This is a genomic window from Sphingobacterium detergens, assembly GCF_003610355.1.
GTDB lineage: Bacteria > Bacteroidota > Bacteroidia > Sphingobacteriales > Sphingobacteriaceae > Sphingobacterium > Sphingobacterium detergens.
Genome location: NZ_RAPY01000001.1, coordinates 913,072 through 931,475 on the forward strand (window position 1 = coordinate 913,072; position 18,404 = coordinate 931,475).

An 18,404-nucleotide genomic window follows, 5' to 3' on the forward strand; every position below is an offset into this window, starting at 1 on the left:
TACGCAATTCACTAAATTAGAGAATAGATTCTATGGAAAATGCTAAAAAAGAGCGCTAAATTTATACAGCAATCCAAATACTTTTTTTTATATATTAGATGCAAAGCGATACTTTTAGGGTGATAAAACTGAGCTGACTTTTATACTATCGACCCAGACGGGGCAGGATCTACGGGTCGATTATATTGGGAAAGTTGGATAGCAATGGGCCGGGCGAACTTTGAAGAATTCGGATATTAAAGTCTGAATCCAACAAATGAAGTTGTAGAATAATATGACGGAAACTCTTTTAGGTTTGGATTTGGTCGAGACATTACTGTACGCTACAAAAAATAAGCTGATACAGCAGCAAGACTTTGTTGTAGGTCGGTAATTAAGAGATGTCCATATAAATCATCTTTAATATTCATCTAATTAAATCTTCACTGTGCAAACAACCAAGCAAGAATATAGACAGTTTTTAAAAGATCACTTCAATAAGTTAAAGCTTAGAGCTCCTTTATTTTACAGCTGTGATTTTGGGCTTCGATTTGACTTACAAATTGGTGAAACCAATACAGAAAAATACTTTCACAACGTTAACAGGCGTGCAACGACAATTTTTCAAAGTGCCTTTGACAGTTCAGACAATGTGTTTCTAGTTTTAATAGACTATAAATACAAACGCAGAAAAATTCGATGTTCGAACTTTATCTTTAAACAAATTCAGGATTTCCATGCAGCTGAAATAAGTTTTTCGAAAGAATTAAGGCTTTACGATCCCCGCGATAAATTTGATATTCGAAATCTTGCCATTATTAAACTGAAGTCTGGTAGAGTAAATCATAAAACCATATTAATGGCAATTGCAAATCAAGACTTTCCTTCAAGATTCCCAAGGTTAGCGTATAATCATATAATTTCGAACAAAGAGATTTACTTTATAAACATCAATAAAAAACTTATTTTTAATATGTACGATGACAGAGGTCTTGATCTTGTCGCTACTGATATTGAAACACTAAGACCAATTTACGAAAACCACAAAGACTGGATTCTTGACCATGACAGGGCGCAAATAGAAAAGCTCTTCACATAAAATCAGATCACAGTTTTGTTCGTGTAAATTGGTGCGAAAGAAAAATTGACCGATATATTGCTACATTGTTTTTTGAGTATTGTCAACTTTATCATCACAGTTGGCACTACTGTATCTATTCTTTCCCCAATGGGATTGTATGCAATGTATGTTGGTTCGGCGCTAGCCGCAATACTATTTACACTTATTACATTTAATTTTCAGCAGTCTTTATAATATTTTGAGCTCGTCATCTTGGTTCATTTACCAATTCGGCTAAAGCGGCTGTCCTCATGCATCTATTAATCCATTTCGACAGCCGTTGGGGGTTGTTTGTGGGATACTCAATATCCTAAGCAAAATTTTTTACATATGACTGAATGGATACTATTATGTGCTACCCTTCTTCGCTCTGTCATTTTTTTCTAAAGAATTTTATTTGTTCAAGTCTCAGGTTGGCTTGCTCCTCCGTGTATTCCGCTTTCGGCAATTGCTCAATTGATTTATAATTACCAAAACGCATTACTTTAATATTTGGACCTGTCGAAAGTAAATTAAATTCATTACAGTTGCTACATTGAATAATATTCCAACTATAGTCCGGAATACCTTCTTCTTTTTTTATAATGAATGTCTCCAGTTTTGAACCACATTGAGTACAGTCTTGAGATAAAATTTCAACTATATTGTCTTGTCTTTTGAAAAATGAAGTCAATTTGAATAGTGTATTAAGCACTTTCCCATAAAGCCATCCATTTAAGTTGTCTTTAAAGTCAACTGAAACAATTTTTGAAAGTGTGTCGAAATAATCGCAGATAAATTCACGCTCTTCTGTATCATAATCTGAACGATCGATGCTGCCCAACGATTTTTTTAAAATGCTTTTGAGTTGTCTTGGTTTATAATCGGAATTTACAGCTTCAATTAAATTATTAGCACAATCGTTGAATAAACTTTGAAGCCTGTTGCAGATTTCACTATCAGATGGGTTTAGTCCCCGTTCTTCCCAAGCAGAAATAGAAAACTTGTCCCGCAGTATAAAGGTATTTAATTTATTTAATGTTGTCTGTTTGTTTTTCATTAAAATTGTCCGTTTGGTATTCAATCTTTCGGCCTGTTAGGATTGCACTTGGCTAATATTTTTCCATGAAACCAAATTACATAAAAAAGTGGACAGTTTCTGCTGCACGCTTATACCTGCAGGTTATTACATAAGAAAGAAAAGGCCGCTTGGATACTGTCCAAGCGGCCTTGAAATCCTAGATTTTAAATATACCTTATTTTTCTTTAACTATATCTGCCTCAATTCGTTTTACAAAATCAACAGTGACGTTCGCCAGTTCTGCAATATCCGAAATCGAAAACTTATTCAAAGACAAGAGGTTTTTTATTACTTCCGTTTTACCCTTAGCTTCTCCCTCTGCTCTTCCTTCGGCAATTGCTTTTTCGTGCGCTCGTTTCAATTGTTCTTCCTGACTATGGTTATGCTTACCATACCCAGGAGGGGCGACAAATGGAACGTGACGCAATGAAAGATGCTATTCTGGAAAAGTATGGTCTGCCCCTACTTCGTTTTTCGATCACGGGTAGCGATGAGCGGGAAAGGTTGGTGAGGAAATTGGATACGCTTAGCGGATAGATTTATATTGTTAGATCTTGTTTAACGAAAAAGTTGTTTACAATAAATACTACATCCTTATTGTTATGTATGCTACGAAAAACGCCATTGGACAAACTCGAGTTATTTATCTATATTTGGCTTACTCAATTTATTTAACGTGAATAGCCTTAACTAATTTAAATGCGAAAACCTGTATTTATATATCTGATTTTATTTTTTATAGCTACAATTTCCAAAGCTAACACGATTGTTTTAACAGACTCTCTAATTCTCAATCTGACCCATCTCATTAAAAATAAAGATACTTTTGTTGAACAAAAAGAGCTTTATCTTTCCCAAATAAAAAAAAAGCTGGACAATAGCGCCGACAACCTAAATCTAAAATTTGAATTACAAAAACAGCTGAGTAGCTCATACGCATCTTATAAATCTGATTCCGCTATTTATTACGCTAAGAAAAATTTGGATCTGGCAAATAGACTCCAGCATCCAAATTGGATCCTAGAAACGGAATTAGACCTTTCTTTACACTATCTGGTCGCAGGTATGTATATTGATTCTAAAGATATTTTGGATAGAATACCAGTCCAAAAATTAAACAATCACCTAAAAGTAAAATATCTGGATGCTCAAAAAAACTTGTTCAAGTTTTATGCCTACCATAATTATAACCAAAAAAATTATTTAGCAATTAGCCATACCTATCGTGATTCGTTATTAACAATGCTGGATAAAGCGTCGAATCACTACAAAATGGTATATGCGGAAAAGCTGATCGATCTGGACAAGATAAAAGAGGCTAAAGTAATCTTGAATTCAATATACGAAACGATAAAGGAGGATAGCCATGAAAAAGCAATGCTTGCCTTTGCAATTTCAGAAATATACAGAAAGGAAGGCAATGTAGGCAAACAGGGCGAATTTCTGATTATATCCGCAGGTTGCGATATTAAAAATGCGATAAAGGAAAATACTTCCATGCAGGCGTTAGCATTTTTATTGCACCAAAAAGGTTACATCGATGAATCTTATATATGCATAAAATCATCGCTTGAGGACGCAATCTTCTGCAATGCTAAATTTAGGACCTATGAAGTTTCTCAGATTTTCCCGATTATTGATGCCTCCTACCAGGAACATCAAAAACAAAAAAAGGAGCAATTGTTTACGTTTTTAATTGTTGCTTCCGTCCTTTCCATATTATTGATACTAGCGATAATATATGTGTACAAACAGATGAGAAAAGTAAGTCGGTTCAGGCTCGAATTATTCAAAGCAAATCAGGATCTCAATAAGTTAAATGACGAATTGCAAACTAAAAATCAAGAATATAAAATCGTAAACCAAAAACTGTCCAAAACGAACAATTTGTTGTATGAATCCAATCAGATCAAAGAGGTATACATCGGACATTTTCTTGATATCTGTTCTATGTACATCACGAAATTGGAGAAATTTCAGACCTTAATAAAGAAAATGATCATGGGAGACAAAATTTCGGAGCTCCTTAACTTGGTCAAATCTAACGAGAGAATAGACAAAGAGAAAAAGGAACTGTTTAATACCTTTGATCATATTTTTCTTCATCTCTTTCCCAGTTTTGTAGACGATTTCAACGCGCTGCTTACCGAAGATGGAAAGATCATGCTTAAAACGAATGAGCTTTTGAATACCGAATTGCGCATCTTTGCCTTAATCCGCCTGGGTGTAAATGATTCATCTAAAATTGCTGGATTTCTACATTGTTCCCTAAACACAATTTATACTTATCGTGCAAAAATTAAAAGCAAAGCGATCATAGATAAGGATGAATTTGATAAAAACATCATGCAGATCGGAACGATTAAAAGTATTTAGCAATAAGACTCCCGATAAATTTAAATACCCCATCTATACAGCTTCTATTCGCTGTATTAGCTATCGTCCTGCGCGCTAAACTGAGGTTATCTGCTACGCGAAAGGCTATTTCCCGACCTAATTTACGGCCATCATATCTATATTTTTCTTTAGGAGAATACAGGTTTACTTATTAATAATCAAACACTTAAATATTTATCAGACTTATATTTTGCGTTTGTGATCTTTTTCCTAGGATTTGGTTTCTCTAGATTTGGAACTATAACCAATGGCTGTTTTGGAAACTACCTAAGCAGCAAAAAAGGGATAATTTAAAAATTTTAAACAACCAATTTATGAGGGTAATCTATTTAAGACAGTGCTCGTCTTTAAAGTATCTATTCACTGTGTTTATGTGGATACTGATAATGACATCGGCACAAGCTCAAGAAAAAAACATTCAAGGGAAAATTCTTGATGTGACAGGTAAACCAATAGCGGGTGTTTCTATTTCCGTATCCGGAAAACCAAAAGCTACTAAAACAGATGCCGAAGGAAGATTTTCACTATCCGCAGTAAATGTCGGGGATAAATTACAGATAAGTTTTCTAGGCTATAAAAAATTAGAAAAGAATATTGATAACAGCACGGTCTATAATCTAACGCTTGAAACAAATGAAGAAAGGTTAGCTGACGTTGTAGTGGTTGGCTACGGAACCCTAGATAAAAAAGAAGTAACCAGCGCCATTACGCATCTAAGCGGTAAGGATCTCAACGTATTTGGTGGAAATGGCGTACTCAATTCACTTGCGGGCAAGGTAGCTGGGCTCAGTGTAGTAAACACTGGCCAGTCTGATCCGAACTCCTCTCCCAGCCTGCAACTACGTGGTGTGTCTTCCCGCAATGCTGGACTTGGACCGCTTTATGTAGTTAATGGTGTTCCCGGAGGTAATGTTGACAATTTAAATCAAAACGATATTGAATCCATCGATATACTCAAAGGCGGTGCAGCTTCGGCTATCTATGGAACACGCGGAAGCAATGGTGTGATTATTATCACAACAAAAAAAGGCACTTCAGACCCTTACGCTTTTTATGATGGATATGCGAGTTTTGACGTACCGAATAACCGTATCCAGGTGCTCAGTGCCGAAGATTTCTTAAAACATAACCGGGGAACGGATTTTGGAGGGAATACGGATTGGTTTAAAGAAGTATCGCGCAAATTTGCCTTTAATCAAAAAAACACGCTTCAGCTAGCTGGTGGAAACAGACAAACCAATTATATCGTCTCCTTCGACCTGCGTAATGCTCATGGATTGGACTTACGTTCGGACAAGAAAGAATACGGGGCGCGGTTGAATCTGTCCCATACCTCCGCCAATAACCTGTATACTGCTACTGTAACCATTGCGCCTAGATCCCTTAAAGCAAATAATGCCAGTTATAATGCATTCAATCAAAGTCTGACACTAAATCCAACATTGCCGCTGATGGATGCAAAAAATCCAAATGCATTCAATTATATCAATACCGGTTTTTCTGGTGCTTATAATCCTGTTGAAGAGCTTCGCACGGTATTGGACGGAACAGAGGGAAAGTACCTGGACTGGAATGCGGCTTTTAAACTTAACATTTTGGAAAACCTGTCTACACAGGTAACACTGGCACAACAGTCTTCTGATTTTTTTGATTTCAATTTTACACCGTCCTACAATACGGGCGCGATCAATGGAAATAGTGGTAGAAATTCTGCGGGAAGAAATTATAAAAAAAGTGACCAGTATGTATTTGAATGGACGGGAAACTATAAACAAAGCTTCGGAAGACATCATATCAACGTATTAGGCGGATATGCCTATAATTATTTTCTCTATTCAGGAATGAATGCAGGTAACCAAAATTTCCCATCTGATGTACTGACGTATAATAATCTGGGCTCAGGTCAATATGACGTCCCTATTCCTACCAATCCTCAGCCTGGTGATTACACGTTCAGATCTGTTGGTTCATACAAAAATGATGCGAAACTGATTGCTTTTTTTGGAAGGGTAAATTATGATTTAGCAAATAAATATTATGCATCGGCGAGTTTGCGCTATGAAGGTTCTTCTAAATTTGGAAGGCTGAACAAATGGGGTTATTTCCCCGCGCTCTCCCTAGGCTGGCGGATTATGGAGGAGGATTTCTTTCCGAAAGCGTCTTGGATCAATGACCTGAAACTTCGGGCAGATTACGGTGAGACCGGGAATCAGGACTTTGGCAGTTACCTTTCGTTGGATACGTATCAAGGCTATGGATATTTTGCATTTAACGGGGCATCTTACCAGGTTTGGGGTCCCAGTCAGAATACAAACTATGACCTTCGTTGGGAAAAAGCACAGAACTTAAATTTCGGCGTTGATTTTGATCTTTTCAACCGAAAAATAAGTGGAAGTATCAATTATTATGTACGTACCAATAAAGATCTATTGGGCTCTTATAATGTTCCGGTTCCACCATTCGTGTTAACAACAACCTTTGCCAATGTAGGGACCATGAAAAACTCGGGCCTGGAGGTGCAATTAAATGCGAAAATCCTCAGCCAGAAAGATTTTTCATATTCAGTGAGTTTCGCTGGGGCATCAAATAGCAATAAATTCGCTTCCTTTTCAAATGATATTTATCAGGGGCAAAACTTTCAATTCATGTCCTATATGCCTTCGCCGGGCTCGCCCGGACCAGCTCAACGTCTGGAAGAAGGACGAAGAATTGGCAGTTTCTATATGTACGAATCTGCCGGTATCGACGCCACTGGACGTTTGATGGTGTATGATAAGGAAAACAATATTATACCCGGGAATACGGCTAAGGAAGAAGATAAACGTTTTGTAGGCAATGGATTACCATTGTTTACCGCCAGTTTAGGGCAGAACTTTACTTATAAAAACTTCGATCTTTCGGTATTTTTACGAGGTTCATTTAAATACGACCTCTTTAACACGACCGCTTTTTATCTGGGAACCCCTGTTACGCAATCTGGTGCTAATGTGCTCAAATCGGCTTATGGAAAGGGCAAATATGCTGCGTTGACCAATGCAGAGACCTATTCTACGCTTTCGGATTACTTCTTGGAGAAAGGTGATTTTGTAAAAATCGACAACATTACGATCGGTTATAATATCAAACCTCCTGTCAAGCAAATCAGTTCGATCCGGGTGTATGCCGTAGCACGCAATCTATATACGTTCACCAAGTTTACAACAGGTGATCCTGAAGCAATATCCGTTAATGGACTGACACCCGGTATCAATACATCCTTGTCTTACTATCCATCGACAGCACAATTCCTAGCGGGTTTGCAGGTTAAATTCTAACGATTAAACACAACAAAGAGATGAAATTTTCATTACGTTATATAATTCCCCTTTCTATAAGCACCCTAATATTGGGAAGTGCAAGCTGTACCAAGCTTGACGAAACCTTATATGATAAAATTACTTCTGACAATTTCTTACAGAAAAGAGAAGATGTGATCCGTGATTTTCTGAGACCGTTTGAACATGCCTTTTGGTCGATTCAGGGTGGTGGTCTATTTTACGCACAGGAACTTCCTGCCGATCAATTGATGACTCCCAATAGAGACGGCGACTGGTTTGATGGTGGCAAATACCAACGGGCGCATTACCACAGCTGGACAGTTCAGGATGACTATACCAGCGATATGTGGAAAGCACTTTTTCAGGGCATCAGTTTAGCGACAAACTCGCTTGAGGATATCGAAAAGGTGAATATTCAAAAAGTTCAGATCACTGAAGCGGAAAAGGCCGACTTTGTGGCTGAGCTGAAGACGCTCCGGGCCTGGTTCAACCTACGGGCTTTTGATTTATACCGGAATATTCCGCTGGTAACAAAAGTAAAGGGTGAAACGGCAACTCCGCCGCAAGCGACGCCTGCTGAAACGTTCGCCTTTATTGAAAAGGAGCTGAAAGATGCGATTCCCGGATTGCCGCTCCGTCAGGATCTCGGCACAACGGGTATTGGTAGATGGACAAAAGGTGGTGCCGCGGCCTTATTGGCCAGACTTTATCTGAATGCTGAAGTTTATACGGGGCAAAGCAAATATGCCGAATGTGCAGCGGTATGTCAGGATATCATCGACGGAAAATATGGCAATTACCAACTGGAAACGATATGGTCAAAACCTTTTGATTACGATAACGCAAATTCTAGTGAAATGATCTATGGATTCCCTGCAACTTTGGCCCGCACACACTGGCATTATACTTCGGATATGTATTGGTGGATGGCACCACATCAGGCTCAAAATTTCTTCGGATTTACCGATTTCGGAAATATGAATACGCGCTATGCCCTTCAGCCAGGACGGGATGTGGATAGTGTCGAGTATAATTTTGCGCTCGGTAAGCCCTTTATCAAATTTCAGCGCTATCCAGATGATCTCCGGTTAAAGAAATATAAAAATCTTGGCAATAGCAAAAGAGAAGGTATGTTTTTGTTCGGTTACCTCCCCTATTACAGCGACCCGACAAAATTGGTCAAAAGCAACAGAGGATATACCATCTTTGCCCGTGATCAGGTGGGATGGTTTAAGGATACTCCTCCGGGAACAAAGATCGCAGATAAGGAATCCAATATGAACCATGCCGATGACAACTCTGGCTTATGGGTTGCGAAATATCCGATATATCCTTCCAAGGATCCGAATGCCATTTCTTCGGCATTTGCGGAGATTAGACTTGCTGAAATTTATTATTCACTGGCTGAATGTAAATATAGAGCCGGAGATAAAGGATCCGCGGCAAAATTGTTGAATGCAGTGCGTAAGCGTAACTATCCAACTGGCTCAAACAGCCTGTACCTGGAGTCGGGACAGCAATTGACCGATCAGGAAATGATCGATGAATGGGGGCGTGAGTTCCTGGTCGAAGGACGACGCCGAACCGATTTAATTCGTTGGGGTAAATTCAATTCTGGAAAATGGTGGGATAAAGAACCTGACAATAGTGATCATACCAAAATTTATCCTATTGGTCAGAGTGTGTTCACCCTAACGCCATCATTGCAACAGAATCCCGGATACTAATCAGTTTTAGTCAGTATAAAACCATTTGAAAATGATGAAATTTAATTGGAATATAAGATTTTCGGCTTCAAAGCAACTTGGAAATATCCTGCTGTGGAGCGTATGTTTAATCATGGTGCAGTCCTGTTCGAAAGAACTGGATGCTCCTACCCCGATGCCATTCGAAATTACTGCTATTACAGCATCTGCTGATAAGGTGGTCATTAATCCGAGTAAGCCGTCTGAGGATGCTCTTACGGTATCATGGCCGGCATTTTCAAACGCAATGATCTCTTATAAAATAATCCTGGCTAACGGCGAGCAAAAGGATAGTGTAGCAGTTGCCTCTGGAGCAATAAGCAAACGGTTTACACAAGGTGAATTGAACGCTATACTCGTTGAGAAATTGAAGATGACTGCCAATGTTGAATCCAAACTGGATATCACTGTGCTCGGACTAATTCCGTCAAAAACGCTGTCAACAACATCTAAAACAATCAGTATACAGGTTGTTCCTGGTCCGGTCGGTGCGGCGTATGCATCCCTATGGGTGGTGGGTGATGCTACGCCAAATGGCTGGAATATCGACAACCCAAATGCGATGAAGAAGGATCCGACCAATGCCTTTCAGTTTAAGTTTAATGAAGTACTGAATGCGGGTGACTTTAAAATCCCTGTAGCGACAGGAAATTGGGGAACAGATTTCTTTATGCCTTTAACAAACCATCCAAAGCTTTCCGAAACTGCTGTTCAGCTGGTCCCGGGAGGAAACCCGGATTATAAATGGAACATTGCAAGTGCTGGCGCTTACAAGATTCTGCTTAATATCAGTGCAAGCCCTTTTATCACGATCAAACCTTTTACCCCGTACAAGCAGATATGGCTCGTGGGGGATGCTGTGCCTTCCGGTTGGACAATAGATAATCCAACACCGATGGTGCCTACAGCCGGAAACCCTTATGAGTTTACTTACACAGGCGCATTAAAAGTGGGCGAATTTAAGATACCAACCGCAACAGGAAGCTGGGACGGAGATTTCTTTATGCCACCAACCAATGGCGAGGGAACGACAGGAAAAGATGCAATAATTATCGCTGAGGGTAAAGTCGACAACAAATGGAAAATTACCGAAGCTGGAACGTATAAAATTACCTTCAATCAGCTTTACGAAACAATTTCAATTGTCAAAAACTAAGCCGGATGAGACGGTTTTGCGATTTACGAAGTAATCCAAAAGCGCATTACAATACTGAATTTTAATAGATATATGCTAAAATAGAAATGATGAAAAAATCAATTTTTCTTTTATTTGTCGTCTTGTGCTGTACCGGGATCGTAGCACAGGGGCAGCAGTTGAAATCGCCCAATGGAAGATTTGAACTGGCCTTTGGATTGACGAAAGAAGGTACACCAACCTACGGGTTAAAGTTTAAAAATAAAGTGGTGATCAAGACCAGTAATCTGGGATTGGAACTCAAGCTCAAACCGGATGAAGAATTACACTTAAAGGGACAAACGGATGGTGAAATCCAGCTAAAAAATAAGAGCTCGCTTTATAGCAATTTTGAAATATCCGATTCAAAGACCAGCACTTTCGATGAAACATGGCAACCGGTATGGGGAGAAACCAAAAATGTAAAAAATCATTATAATGAACTTGCTGTCACGTTAAACCAAAAACAGACGGAGCGTCAGATTGTGATCCGTTTTCGCTTATTTGATGATGGTCTCGGTTTTCGCTATGAATTCCCACGGCAGAAAAACCTAAATTACTTCACGATTAAAGAAGAACGTAGCCAGTTTGCCATGACCGGTGACCATACCGCTTATTGGATTCCCGGCGATTATGATACCCAGGAGTATAATTATACCACATCTAAATTATCTGAAATAAGGAGTTTGATGGGAAGCGCTTACGAAGGTGGAAACGTCTCTCAAACCTCTTTCTCTCCAACGGGAGTGCAGACCTCGTTGATGCTAAAAACCAACGACGGTGTTTACATCAATTTACATGAGGCAAGCTGTCTGAATTATTCGACGATGCACCTCAATCTGGATGACAAAAATTTTGTTTTTGAATCTTGGCTTACACCAGATTCACATGGCGATAAGGGTAAAATGCAAGCACCCGCTACCTCACCTTGGCGAACAATTATCGTAAGTGATGATGCAAGAGAAATACTGGCGTCTAAGATGACCTATAACCTGAATGAACCAAACAAAATACAAAATACCTCCTGGATAAGGCCTACAAAATATGTAGGCGTGTGGTGGGAAATGATTTCCGGTAAGCGTAGTTGGTCCTATACAAATGAATTTCCGTCTGTCCAATTGGGAATAACAGATTTCAGTAAGGCGAAACCAAATGGTACCCATGGGGCGACAACAGCAAACGTTAAAAAGTATATAGATTTTGCTGCAAAACATGGTTTTGACGGTGTTTTGGTTGAAGGATGGAATATCGGATGGGAAGATTGGTTTGGCAATGATAAAGATTATGTCTTTGATTTTGTCACGCCTTATCCTGATTTTGATCTCAAAGGATTAAACGAATATGCACATTCCAAAGGTGTGAAACTGATAATGCATCATGAGACATCTGGATCTATCCGCAATTATGAGCGCCATATCGATACGGCCTATAGGCTGATGAACCAATTTGGTTATGATGCTGTAAAAAGTGGGTATGTAGGAAATATTCTTCCATTGGGTGACCACCACTATAGCCAATGGACAAATAACCATTTTCAGTATGCGGTAGAAAAAGCGGCTTCCTACCAAATTATGGTCAATCAGCACGAAGCTGTACGTCCGACCGGACTAGCACGTACCTGGCCAAATTTGATAGGCAATGAATCTGCTAGAGGTACAGAATACCATGCTTTCGGTGGCATAAAACCTAATCATGTAACGATCTTGCCTTTCACAAGACTGATAGGCGGTCCAATGGATTACACCCCCGGTATTTTTGAAATGAACCTGACCAATGGTGCCCATGTGAATAGTACATTGGCCAACCAATTGGCGCTATATGTAACGATGTATAGTCCTTTGCAGATGGCAGCAGATTTTCCAGAAAATTATGATCGTTTCCCGGATGCTTTTCAATTTATTAAGGATGTCGGGCTGGATTGGGATGACAGTAAATATTTAGAGGCGGAGCCCGGTCAATATATTACAGTTGCCCGTAAGGAAAAAAATACAGAAAAATGGTTTTTGGGAAGTGTAAATGGAAACGTCAGTAGAGCATCGAAGATAAAATTCGATTTTCTGGATGAAGGAAAGACCTATTTGGCGACTATTTATGGTGACGCGGCAGATGCGAACTATAAGACAAAACCACAAGCGTACACCATAAAAACTATAAGAGTAACGAAAAAGGATACTATAGTTCAACATTGTGCCGAAGGCGGTGGTTATGCCATATCGATAATACCGATTAACAAGTAAAATTTAATTTTAGCAACAATGATATAGTTTCTGTTTTTGGAATAAATTTCTGAATACAGAAACTATATTTTTTGAACATCTATTAAGAAAAAGCTAAACTTTATCGTCCCAATCATTACTATGGGGATTCAATTGTGCGAAATGAAAGTCACCAATAGGTAATATAACATTGTAAGATCGGGATGGATGAAATTTGTTCAGGGAATATGGGTTTTAATTTCAAAATAGAACATGATGGGCTACTGACAGAAAAAAATACATTCACATGATCCGACTTTCTGAAATAAAATGGAATCGTTCACTTTAAGAGTCTGGATATCAGAACAGCCAAAACTTGGGAAGCAATGGGTTTCTGAGTTATTAACCTATATTACGAAAAGTACCCTTAACAAAGGAAAAACTGTTTTAGTTATACTAATATGACCTTAACTTTTTTCGATATGACGATCAATTACGACATCAAGTATTGACGAGAATAACACGCCAAAACCTAGTGAAAAAACTAAATATTTGAAATTTTCGTACCAAGGAATCCACCATATGTTGCTAAAAGTCCCAACTAATAGGATTGCAACCGCCACTATACATGATAATAACATCATTTTTCTAAAGAAACTTACTGAGGATTTTCTATCTAAATAATCTTTTATAAGTTGAAAGGGTAAAAAAATTATAATAATTGCAAATAAATACTCATAAATAAAGGTCTCAAGATAGACATGTTTAAGAAATACTCCCAGAGAATCGATTTGAAAATCGTAGTATTTGTATTTATTATAAAATACAGCGTCAAATACCACTGGTATCCATCCTATCTTAAAAAATATCGGAGCGAGCATAGCTACCAACAAATTTCCTGCAATTTTGCGTGATAAATTCATATTATTTTATTTACAATCAGTACTTAAGGAACTTGATGAAGCTTTTCCGTCTGCAACAGCTAAAGGAGGCAAGATCTGGCTCTTCTCCGATTTTAAAATCTCTACGAAATTACATATATTGGATTTGAAATAATGACTATTTTTACTTAACCGATATCTTATGGGCGACATATTTGACGAGCAAATGTTATACCCTCACCAGGGGGCAATAAAAGAGCATTTCAAAGATCATTATGAAACCGTATTCATCGCATTGCTCCCCTTCTTTCAACTTGACAGAGAGGAAACGGACAAAACTAGTTTAAAAAAAGCCAAGTTACTATCGCATGAAGAAGCGCTGAAGGAAATTGATTTATTAAAAAAACTTCCCCAAGCGAAGAGAGATATCTATAGTTACAACAATGACCGATACCCTCCCGATGAAGATATTTTTCGGGAAGGAAAAGCAATATGCTGGAACAGTATCGTGAATAGCTCAGCCCTTGCGGGTTATGCGGAACTCAATACCGCCCTAAGAACTTCAATAGGTGCATTAAACCGAAATTTTACTAGACCGGACCTCATGGAAAAGCTTAACAATTATACGGATAACGAAAGTATCTACCATCCAACTGAAGGTGCCTTTGGCATGCTTTCAAAGATGGCCATCTACAAAACTTTCAAACTCCTGGGAAAGAACCAGATCCTGATAACGGACGAGTTTTATGAAAATACCACAACTGTGGATCTTGATCGATTAACGGAATATGAATTCTGTGATGAGATTGGCGGTAAAGATTATTACCTGTACTCCGCTGATAAGGCAGTTCTATTTACCATTGAGTGGGATAGCTTCTTCTTTTTAATTGCAACTGATCAGAATAAAATGGACCAGCTTATCGCAAGCAATTTGTTTGAAGGTTTTCTCTGTAATGACAATACAGATCATTATTGGGAATACAGCACTTAGGTATAAAATAAAGTTATAGCCTGAAACAAATTCAGTATAATATAGTCCAACAGTCATATATGAAAACAGAAACCCAAGAAAAATTTGACAGAATCATAAAGGAAAGCTTTATTGAAATCTTAAAACCGCTTGGTTTTAAAAAGAAGGCTAACAACTTTTATCTGCCGCTTGAGAAAATCGGTCACATCATAAATATTCAAAAAAGTAGATATAGCACCAAAGACGATATCCGTTTCACCATAAACGTTGGAATATTTTCACCCGAGTATTGGTTAGCGTGCTTTAACTATCATAACAAAGATGTACCGGCATATCCCACCGAACCTGAGTGTATGATAAGAGAAAGAATTAGCTGCATGAGAGGCCTACCCGATATTTGGTATAATATAACAACGACGACAGATATTGAAGAACTAATTGCCGAAATGAAATACAATATTTCAAGTTTCATTTTACCATTCTTTGAAAAATTAAACACAGTACAAAAGCTTATCAACGAACTGGAAGCTTCTGAAACCTTACTGCACACCGCCGCTAAAATGACGTTTTTCGCAGAGCTAAAGCTCCTGGATAAAGCCAGAGCTGAATACAGAAAATTATCAAACGAAAGATATAATCCGCAACAAATGGCAAGCCTCAAAGAATATGCAGAAAAGCAGGGTTTAATTTAATAAAATGGCTTTTTTTAATTGAAATTTAATATAGTGAACAGGACGTGATGAAATTATTGGACTTTTTCAGGATATTTAAACGAAAGACTTTTTCAAAAGCTGAGGCTGAGAGAAATACGTACTTACCCTTCTATTGGGACGACGATTATTGTCAAATTGAAATTGTCCCCGCTGAAAATAGTGAGTCTATTGTAGAGAGGATGACAGAAATAAAAATTCCTGCGGATCAATCAAGAGAAGGTCTGGGGTTTACTGAAATATTCGAAGTCGGGCAGATGTCTATAACGACTTTTTCAGAAGAAATCCGAACAGACGCGCTGAGTCAACTATTAACAGATTATAAATTTGAAAAAGCAAAAAGCATTAACTATGTAGGCGATAAAATAGCTAACTGCGAAACAGTATCCTCTAAAGCTTTTGGTTTCCCAAACTTCACTATATTTATTGAAACAGAAGAAGAATTTGTAAAACATATTTGGCTTGCGATTAATGCACCAGATTCTCGAGCGGAAATTTCACGAGAACAATTCAAATTGATTAAAGGTGTACTATATAGCTTAGGAGAAGAATACGAAATGGTTTTAGCGGATTGGAATAGCTTGCAATTAATCGATTTAAGAGACAGAAATCAGATTGACAAATACCTTAATAGTTACTGGAAATAGTACGTAAGGTATTTTGCATAGCGAAGAATTAGATCATATAGGGATCTCCGTTGAAGAAAATATGATATTTTCCAACCTACAATAAAAAAGATGAAACTTATGAACTATTATACTAAAAGATGCAAAATAGTCTCCTGTCTTTCAAGTTTTTTCGATTATCATGAACGACTTCGGGATTGTTGAACAGAAATTGGCCGGGTCAACTTTGAAAAATTTGTATAATAATGTTCAGAATACAACAAATGAATATGTAGAAAATAATGAAGGAAACTCTCTTAGTATTGGATTTGGACGAGACATTGTTGTACGCCACAAAAGATAAGTTGATACAGCAGGAAGACTTTGTTGTAGGGCAATATTATGTATATGTCCGTCCAAATTTAGCCTATTTTTTATCAGAGATGGCTGGAGATTTTAAACTGGCCGTTTGGAGCTCTGCAGATGATACTTATGTAAATGAGCTCGTTGATAAAATAAAACCAGCCGCTGTCGATTTTGAGTTTATCTGGGGACGATCTCGCACAACAAAAAAACGGATGAGTGTGACTGATGAATACTATTACGTAAAAAGGTTATCCAAGGTAAAACGCAAAGGCTTTGTATTGGAAAGAACGCTTATAATAGATGACACCGCTGAAAAATCAATATTGAATTATGGCAATGCAATCCAAATAGCTGAATTTACAGGGAACGATAACGATAATGAATTACTCCTATTGGCTTGCTATTTAAAGAAATTTAAAAATGTTGAAAATGTCCGAAAAATCGACAAAAGATATTGGAGGACTCAAGATATGTCCAGATAGATCATCTTTGTCATTATGAATTGCTCATCTTCAATTTTCAGTTCTTTACAAAATTATATATATTGGATTTGAAATAGAGACTATTCATACTTGAATACCATTCCTTGATTTTTTTTGGAAAAACGATAATTTAGTTAATTACTTTTACTATGCTACACTTAATTAATTCCAGCAGGTACTATCCGGCATTCTTGCTCATATTACTATTCTCATTAATAGGCTTAGAGGTAAGGGCGCAATTGTTTGATCAGGACAGCCTGAAATTAATATCTCGGCAGTTTGCGTTTACAGAAGGGCCTGCAGTGGACAAGGACGGGAATATCTATTTTACTGACCAGCCCAATAACAAAATCTGGAAATACAATACGGAAGGTCGTCTTTCTCTTTTTAAAGATTCAGCCGGCCGTGCCAATGGACTGTACTTTAACCATCGCGGTCAGCTACTTGCCTGCGCAGATGAAAAAAACGAAATTTGGTCAATAAGCAATGATGGCAAAGTTACTGTCCTGCTGTCAGATCTAGATGGAAAGAAACTGAATGGGCCAAATGATCTTTGGGCAGATAAGAAAGGTGGTATTTACTTTACAGACCCTTACTACCAGCGTGACTATTGGGTCAGAAAAAAACCGGAGATAGAAGGGCAGAAAGTTTACTACCTCCCTCCGGGAAAAGGTAAAAAACCAATTGTAGTGGCTGATGACGTAGCTAAGCCTAACGGCATTGTAGGATCGCCCGATGGAAAATACCTATATGTAGCGGATAGGGTGCGAAATAAAACTTACAGGTATACCATTGAATCTAACGGTAAGCTCAGGGGACAGAAGGCGGTCATCGACCAAGGCTCTGATGGGATGACATTGGACAATCGAGGAAATGTTTACCTTACCGGGAAAGGTGTTTCTATCTATAGTCCGATAGGCGTATTGATAGGACATATTGAGGTAAAAGAACCATGGACATCGAATGTCTGTTTTGGTGGCAAAGATCGAACTGATCTATTTATCACAGCTTCAACAGCAATTTATTACCTCCCAATGCGTGCAAAGGGAGTAGAATAAATTGTCTGTCTTCACGTAGTTGGCGTAAACAGCAGTTTAGTAAGCTCTACTGATTATATGGACAGTTTCGCATTTGGATACATCCCAAGAGAGACGATTATCCCGGGCGATTTTATTTTTTTCGTCAAAATATTGTTCGAGTCTTATAGTGTTCCGCCTGTTCGCCTGTGTTGAAATTTTATTCAAAAATTAAGATCATGTTTCTCCTTTAAAAACTCCTTTCCTAAAATTTCAAACATGTTAAATCATCTTTATAGGCTTTTTTATACAGTTCAATAATCTTTGCTAATAAAGAAGCTCGTTCTTCATCGGAAATTTTCTTCCCGTTGTCCCACTGCCTGATAC

Annotated in this window: 14 protein-coding genes; 11 read left to right on the forward strand and 3 right to left on the reverse strand. The window is 38.1% G+C overall.

All coding sequences use genetic code 11. From position 1 onward, the window contains the following. Positions 1-427 precede the first annotated feature (427 nt). Positions 428-1,078 carry a DUF3885 domain-containing protein gene (locus tag DFQ12_RS03940; protein WP_120257705.1) on the forward strand — a complete coding sequence of 217 codons (651 nt, stop codon included), beginning with the start codon at positions 428-430 and terminating at the stop codon, positions 1,076-1,078. A 394-nt stretch (positions 1,079-1,472) separates the two neighbouring features. Here DFQ12_RS03940 and DFQ12_RS03945 read toward each other — a convergent pair whose 3' ends face one another. Both DFQ12_RS03945 and DFQ12_RS03950 read right to left on the reverse strand, forming a co-directional pair. After that, entirely contained in the window at positions 1,473-2,138 is a 666-nt protein-coding gene (locus DFQ12_RS03945) for a DUF4844 domain-containing protein (protein ID WP_120257706.1), read from the reverse strand. A 196-nt stretch (positions 2,139-2,334) separates the two neighbouring features. Continuing rightward, positions 2,335-2,586: a hypothetical protein gene (locus DFQ12_RS03950; protein ID WP_120257707.1), complete on the reverse strand. Its 252-nt coding sequence runs from the start codon at positions 2,584-2,586 to the stop codon at positions 2,335-2,337. Positions 2,587-2,858: 272 nt separating this feature from the next. On the opposite strand from DFQ12_RS03950, the gene DFQ12_RS03955 reads away from it, so the two are divergent. From DFQ12_RS03955 to DFQ12_RS03975, 5 genes are all read left to right on the forward strand, one after another. Further along, positions 2,859-4,535, forward strand: a complete 1,677-nt coding sequence (locus tag DFQ12_RS03955) for a DUF6377 domain-containing protein (RefSeq protein WP_120257708.1) — start codon at positions 2,859-2,861, stop codon at positions 4,533-4,535. Positions 4,536-4,927: 392 nt separating this feature from the next. After that, positions 4,928-7,870 (forward strand): SusC/RagA family TonB-linked outer membrane protein, encoded by a 2,943-nt coding sequence (locus tag DFQ12_RS03960; RefSeq protein ID WP_208642427.1) that lies wholly within the window; start codon positions 4,928-4,930, stop codon positions 7,868-7,870. Between the two features lie 20 nt (positions 7,871-7,890). Beyond that, on the forward strand, positions 7,891-9,600 hold the full coding sequence (locus DFQ12_RS03965; protein ID WP_120257710.1) for a RagB/SusD family nutrient uptake outer membrane protein: 1,710 nt from the start codon (positions 7,891-7,893) through the stop codon (positions 9,598-9,600). 31 nt (positions 9,601-9,631) lie between these two features. Next, positions 9,632-10,774 carry a SusE domain-containing protein gene (locus DFQ12_RS03970; RefSeq protein WP_120257711.1) on the forward strand — a complete coding sequence of 381 codons (1,143 nt, stop codon included), beginning with the start codon at positions 9,632-9,634 and terminating at the stop codon, positions 10,772-10,774. A gap of 86 nt (positions 10,775-10,860) precedes the next feature. Continuing rightward, positions 10,861-13,029, forward strand: a complete 2,169-nt coding sequence (locus DFQ12_RS03975) for a glycoside hydrolase family 97 protein (protein ID WP_208642428.1) — start codon at positions 10,861-10,863, stop codon at positions 13,027-13,029. Positions 13,030-13,454: 425 nt separating this feature from the next. Here DFQ12_RS03975 and DFQ12_RS03980 read toward each other — a convergent pair whose 3' ends face one another. Next, the gene (locus tag DFQ12_RS03980) at positions 13,455-13,910 is read right to left on the reverse strand and encodes a hypothetical protein (RefSeq protein ID WP_120257713.1); all 456 of its coding nucleotides are present in this window, start codon (positions 13,908-13,910) and stop codon (positions 13,455-13,457) included. Between the two features lie 160 nt (positions 13,911-14,070). On the opposite strand from DFQ12_RS03980, the gene DFQ12_RS03985 reads away from it, so the two are divergent. From DFQ12_RS03985 to DFQ12_RS04005, 5 genes are all read left to right on the forward strand, one after another. Next, positions 14,071-14,859, forward strand: coding sequence for a DUF2711 family protein (locus DFQ12_RS03985; protein WP_120257714.1), 789 nt, complete (start codon positions 14,071-14,073; stop codon positions 14,857-14,859). 59 nt (positions 14,860-14,918) lie between these two features. After that, complete coding sequence (locus tag DFQ12_RS03990; RefSeq protein WP_120257715.1) at positions 14,919-15,530, forward strand: DUF4304 domain-containing protein; 612 nt, start codon at positions 14,919-14,921, stop codon at positions 15,528-15,530. A gap of 47 nt (positions 15,531-15,577) precedes the next feature. Next, positions 15,578-16,195, forward strand: coding sequence for a hypothetical protein (locus DFQ12_RS03995; protein WP_208642429.1), 618 nt, complete (start codon positions 15,578-15,580; stop codon positions 16,193-16,195). A 260-nt stretch (positions 16,196-16,455) separates the two neighbouring features. Then, positions 16,456-17,001 carry an HAD family hydrolase gene (locus DFQ12_RS04000; RefSeq protein WP_120257716.1) on the forward strand — a complete coding sequence of 182 codons (546 nt, stop codon included), beginning with the start codon at positions 16,456-16,458 and terminating at the stop codon, positions 16,999-17,001. Between the two features lie 149 nt (positions 17,002-17,150). After that, entirely contained in the window at positions 17,151-18,059 is a 909-nt protein-coding gene (locus tag DFQ12_RS04005; protein ID WP_120257717.1) for an SMP-30/gluconolactonase/LRE family protein, read from the forward strand. Positions 18,060-18,404: the final 345 nt, after the last annotated feature.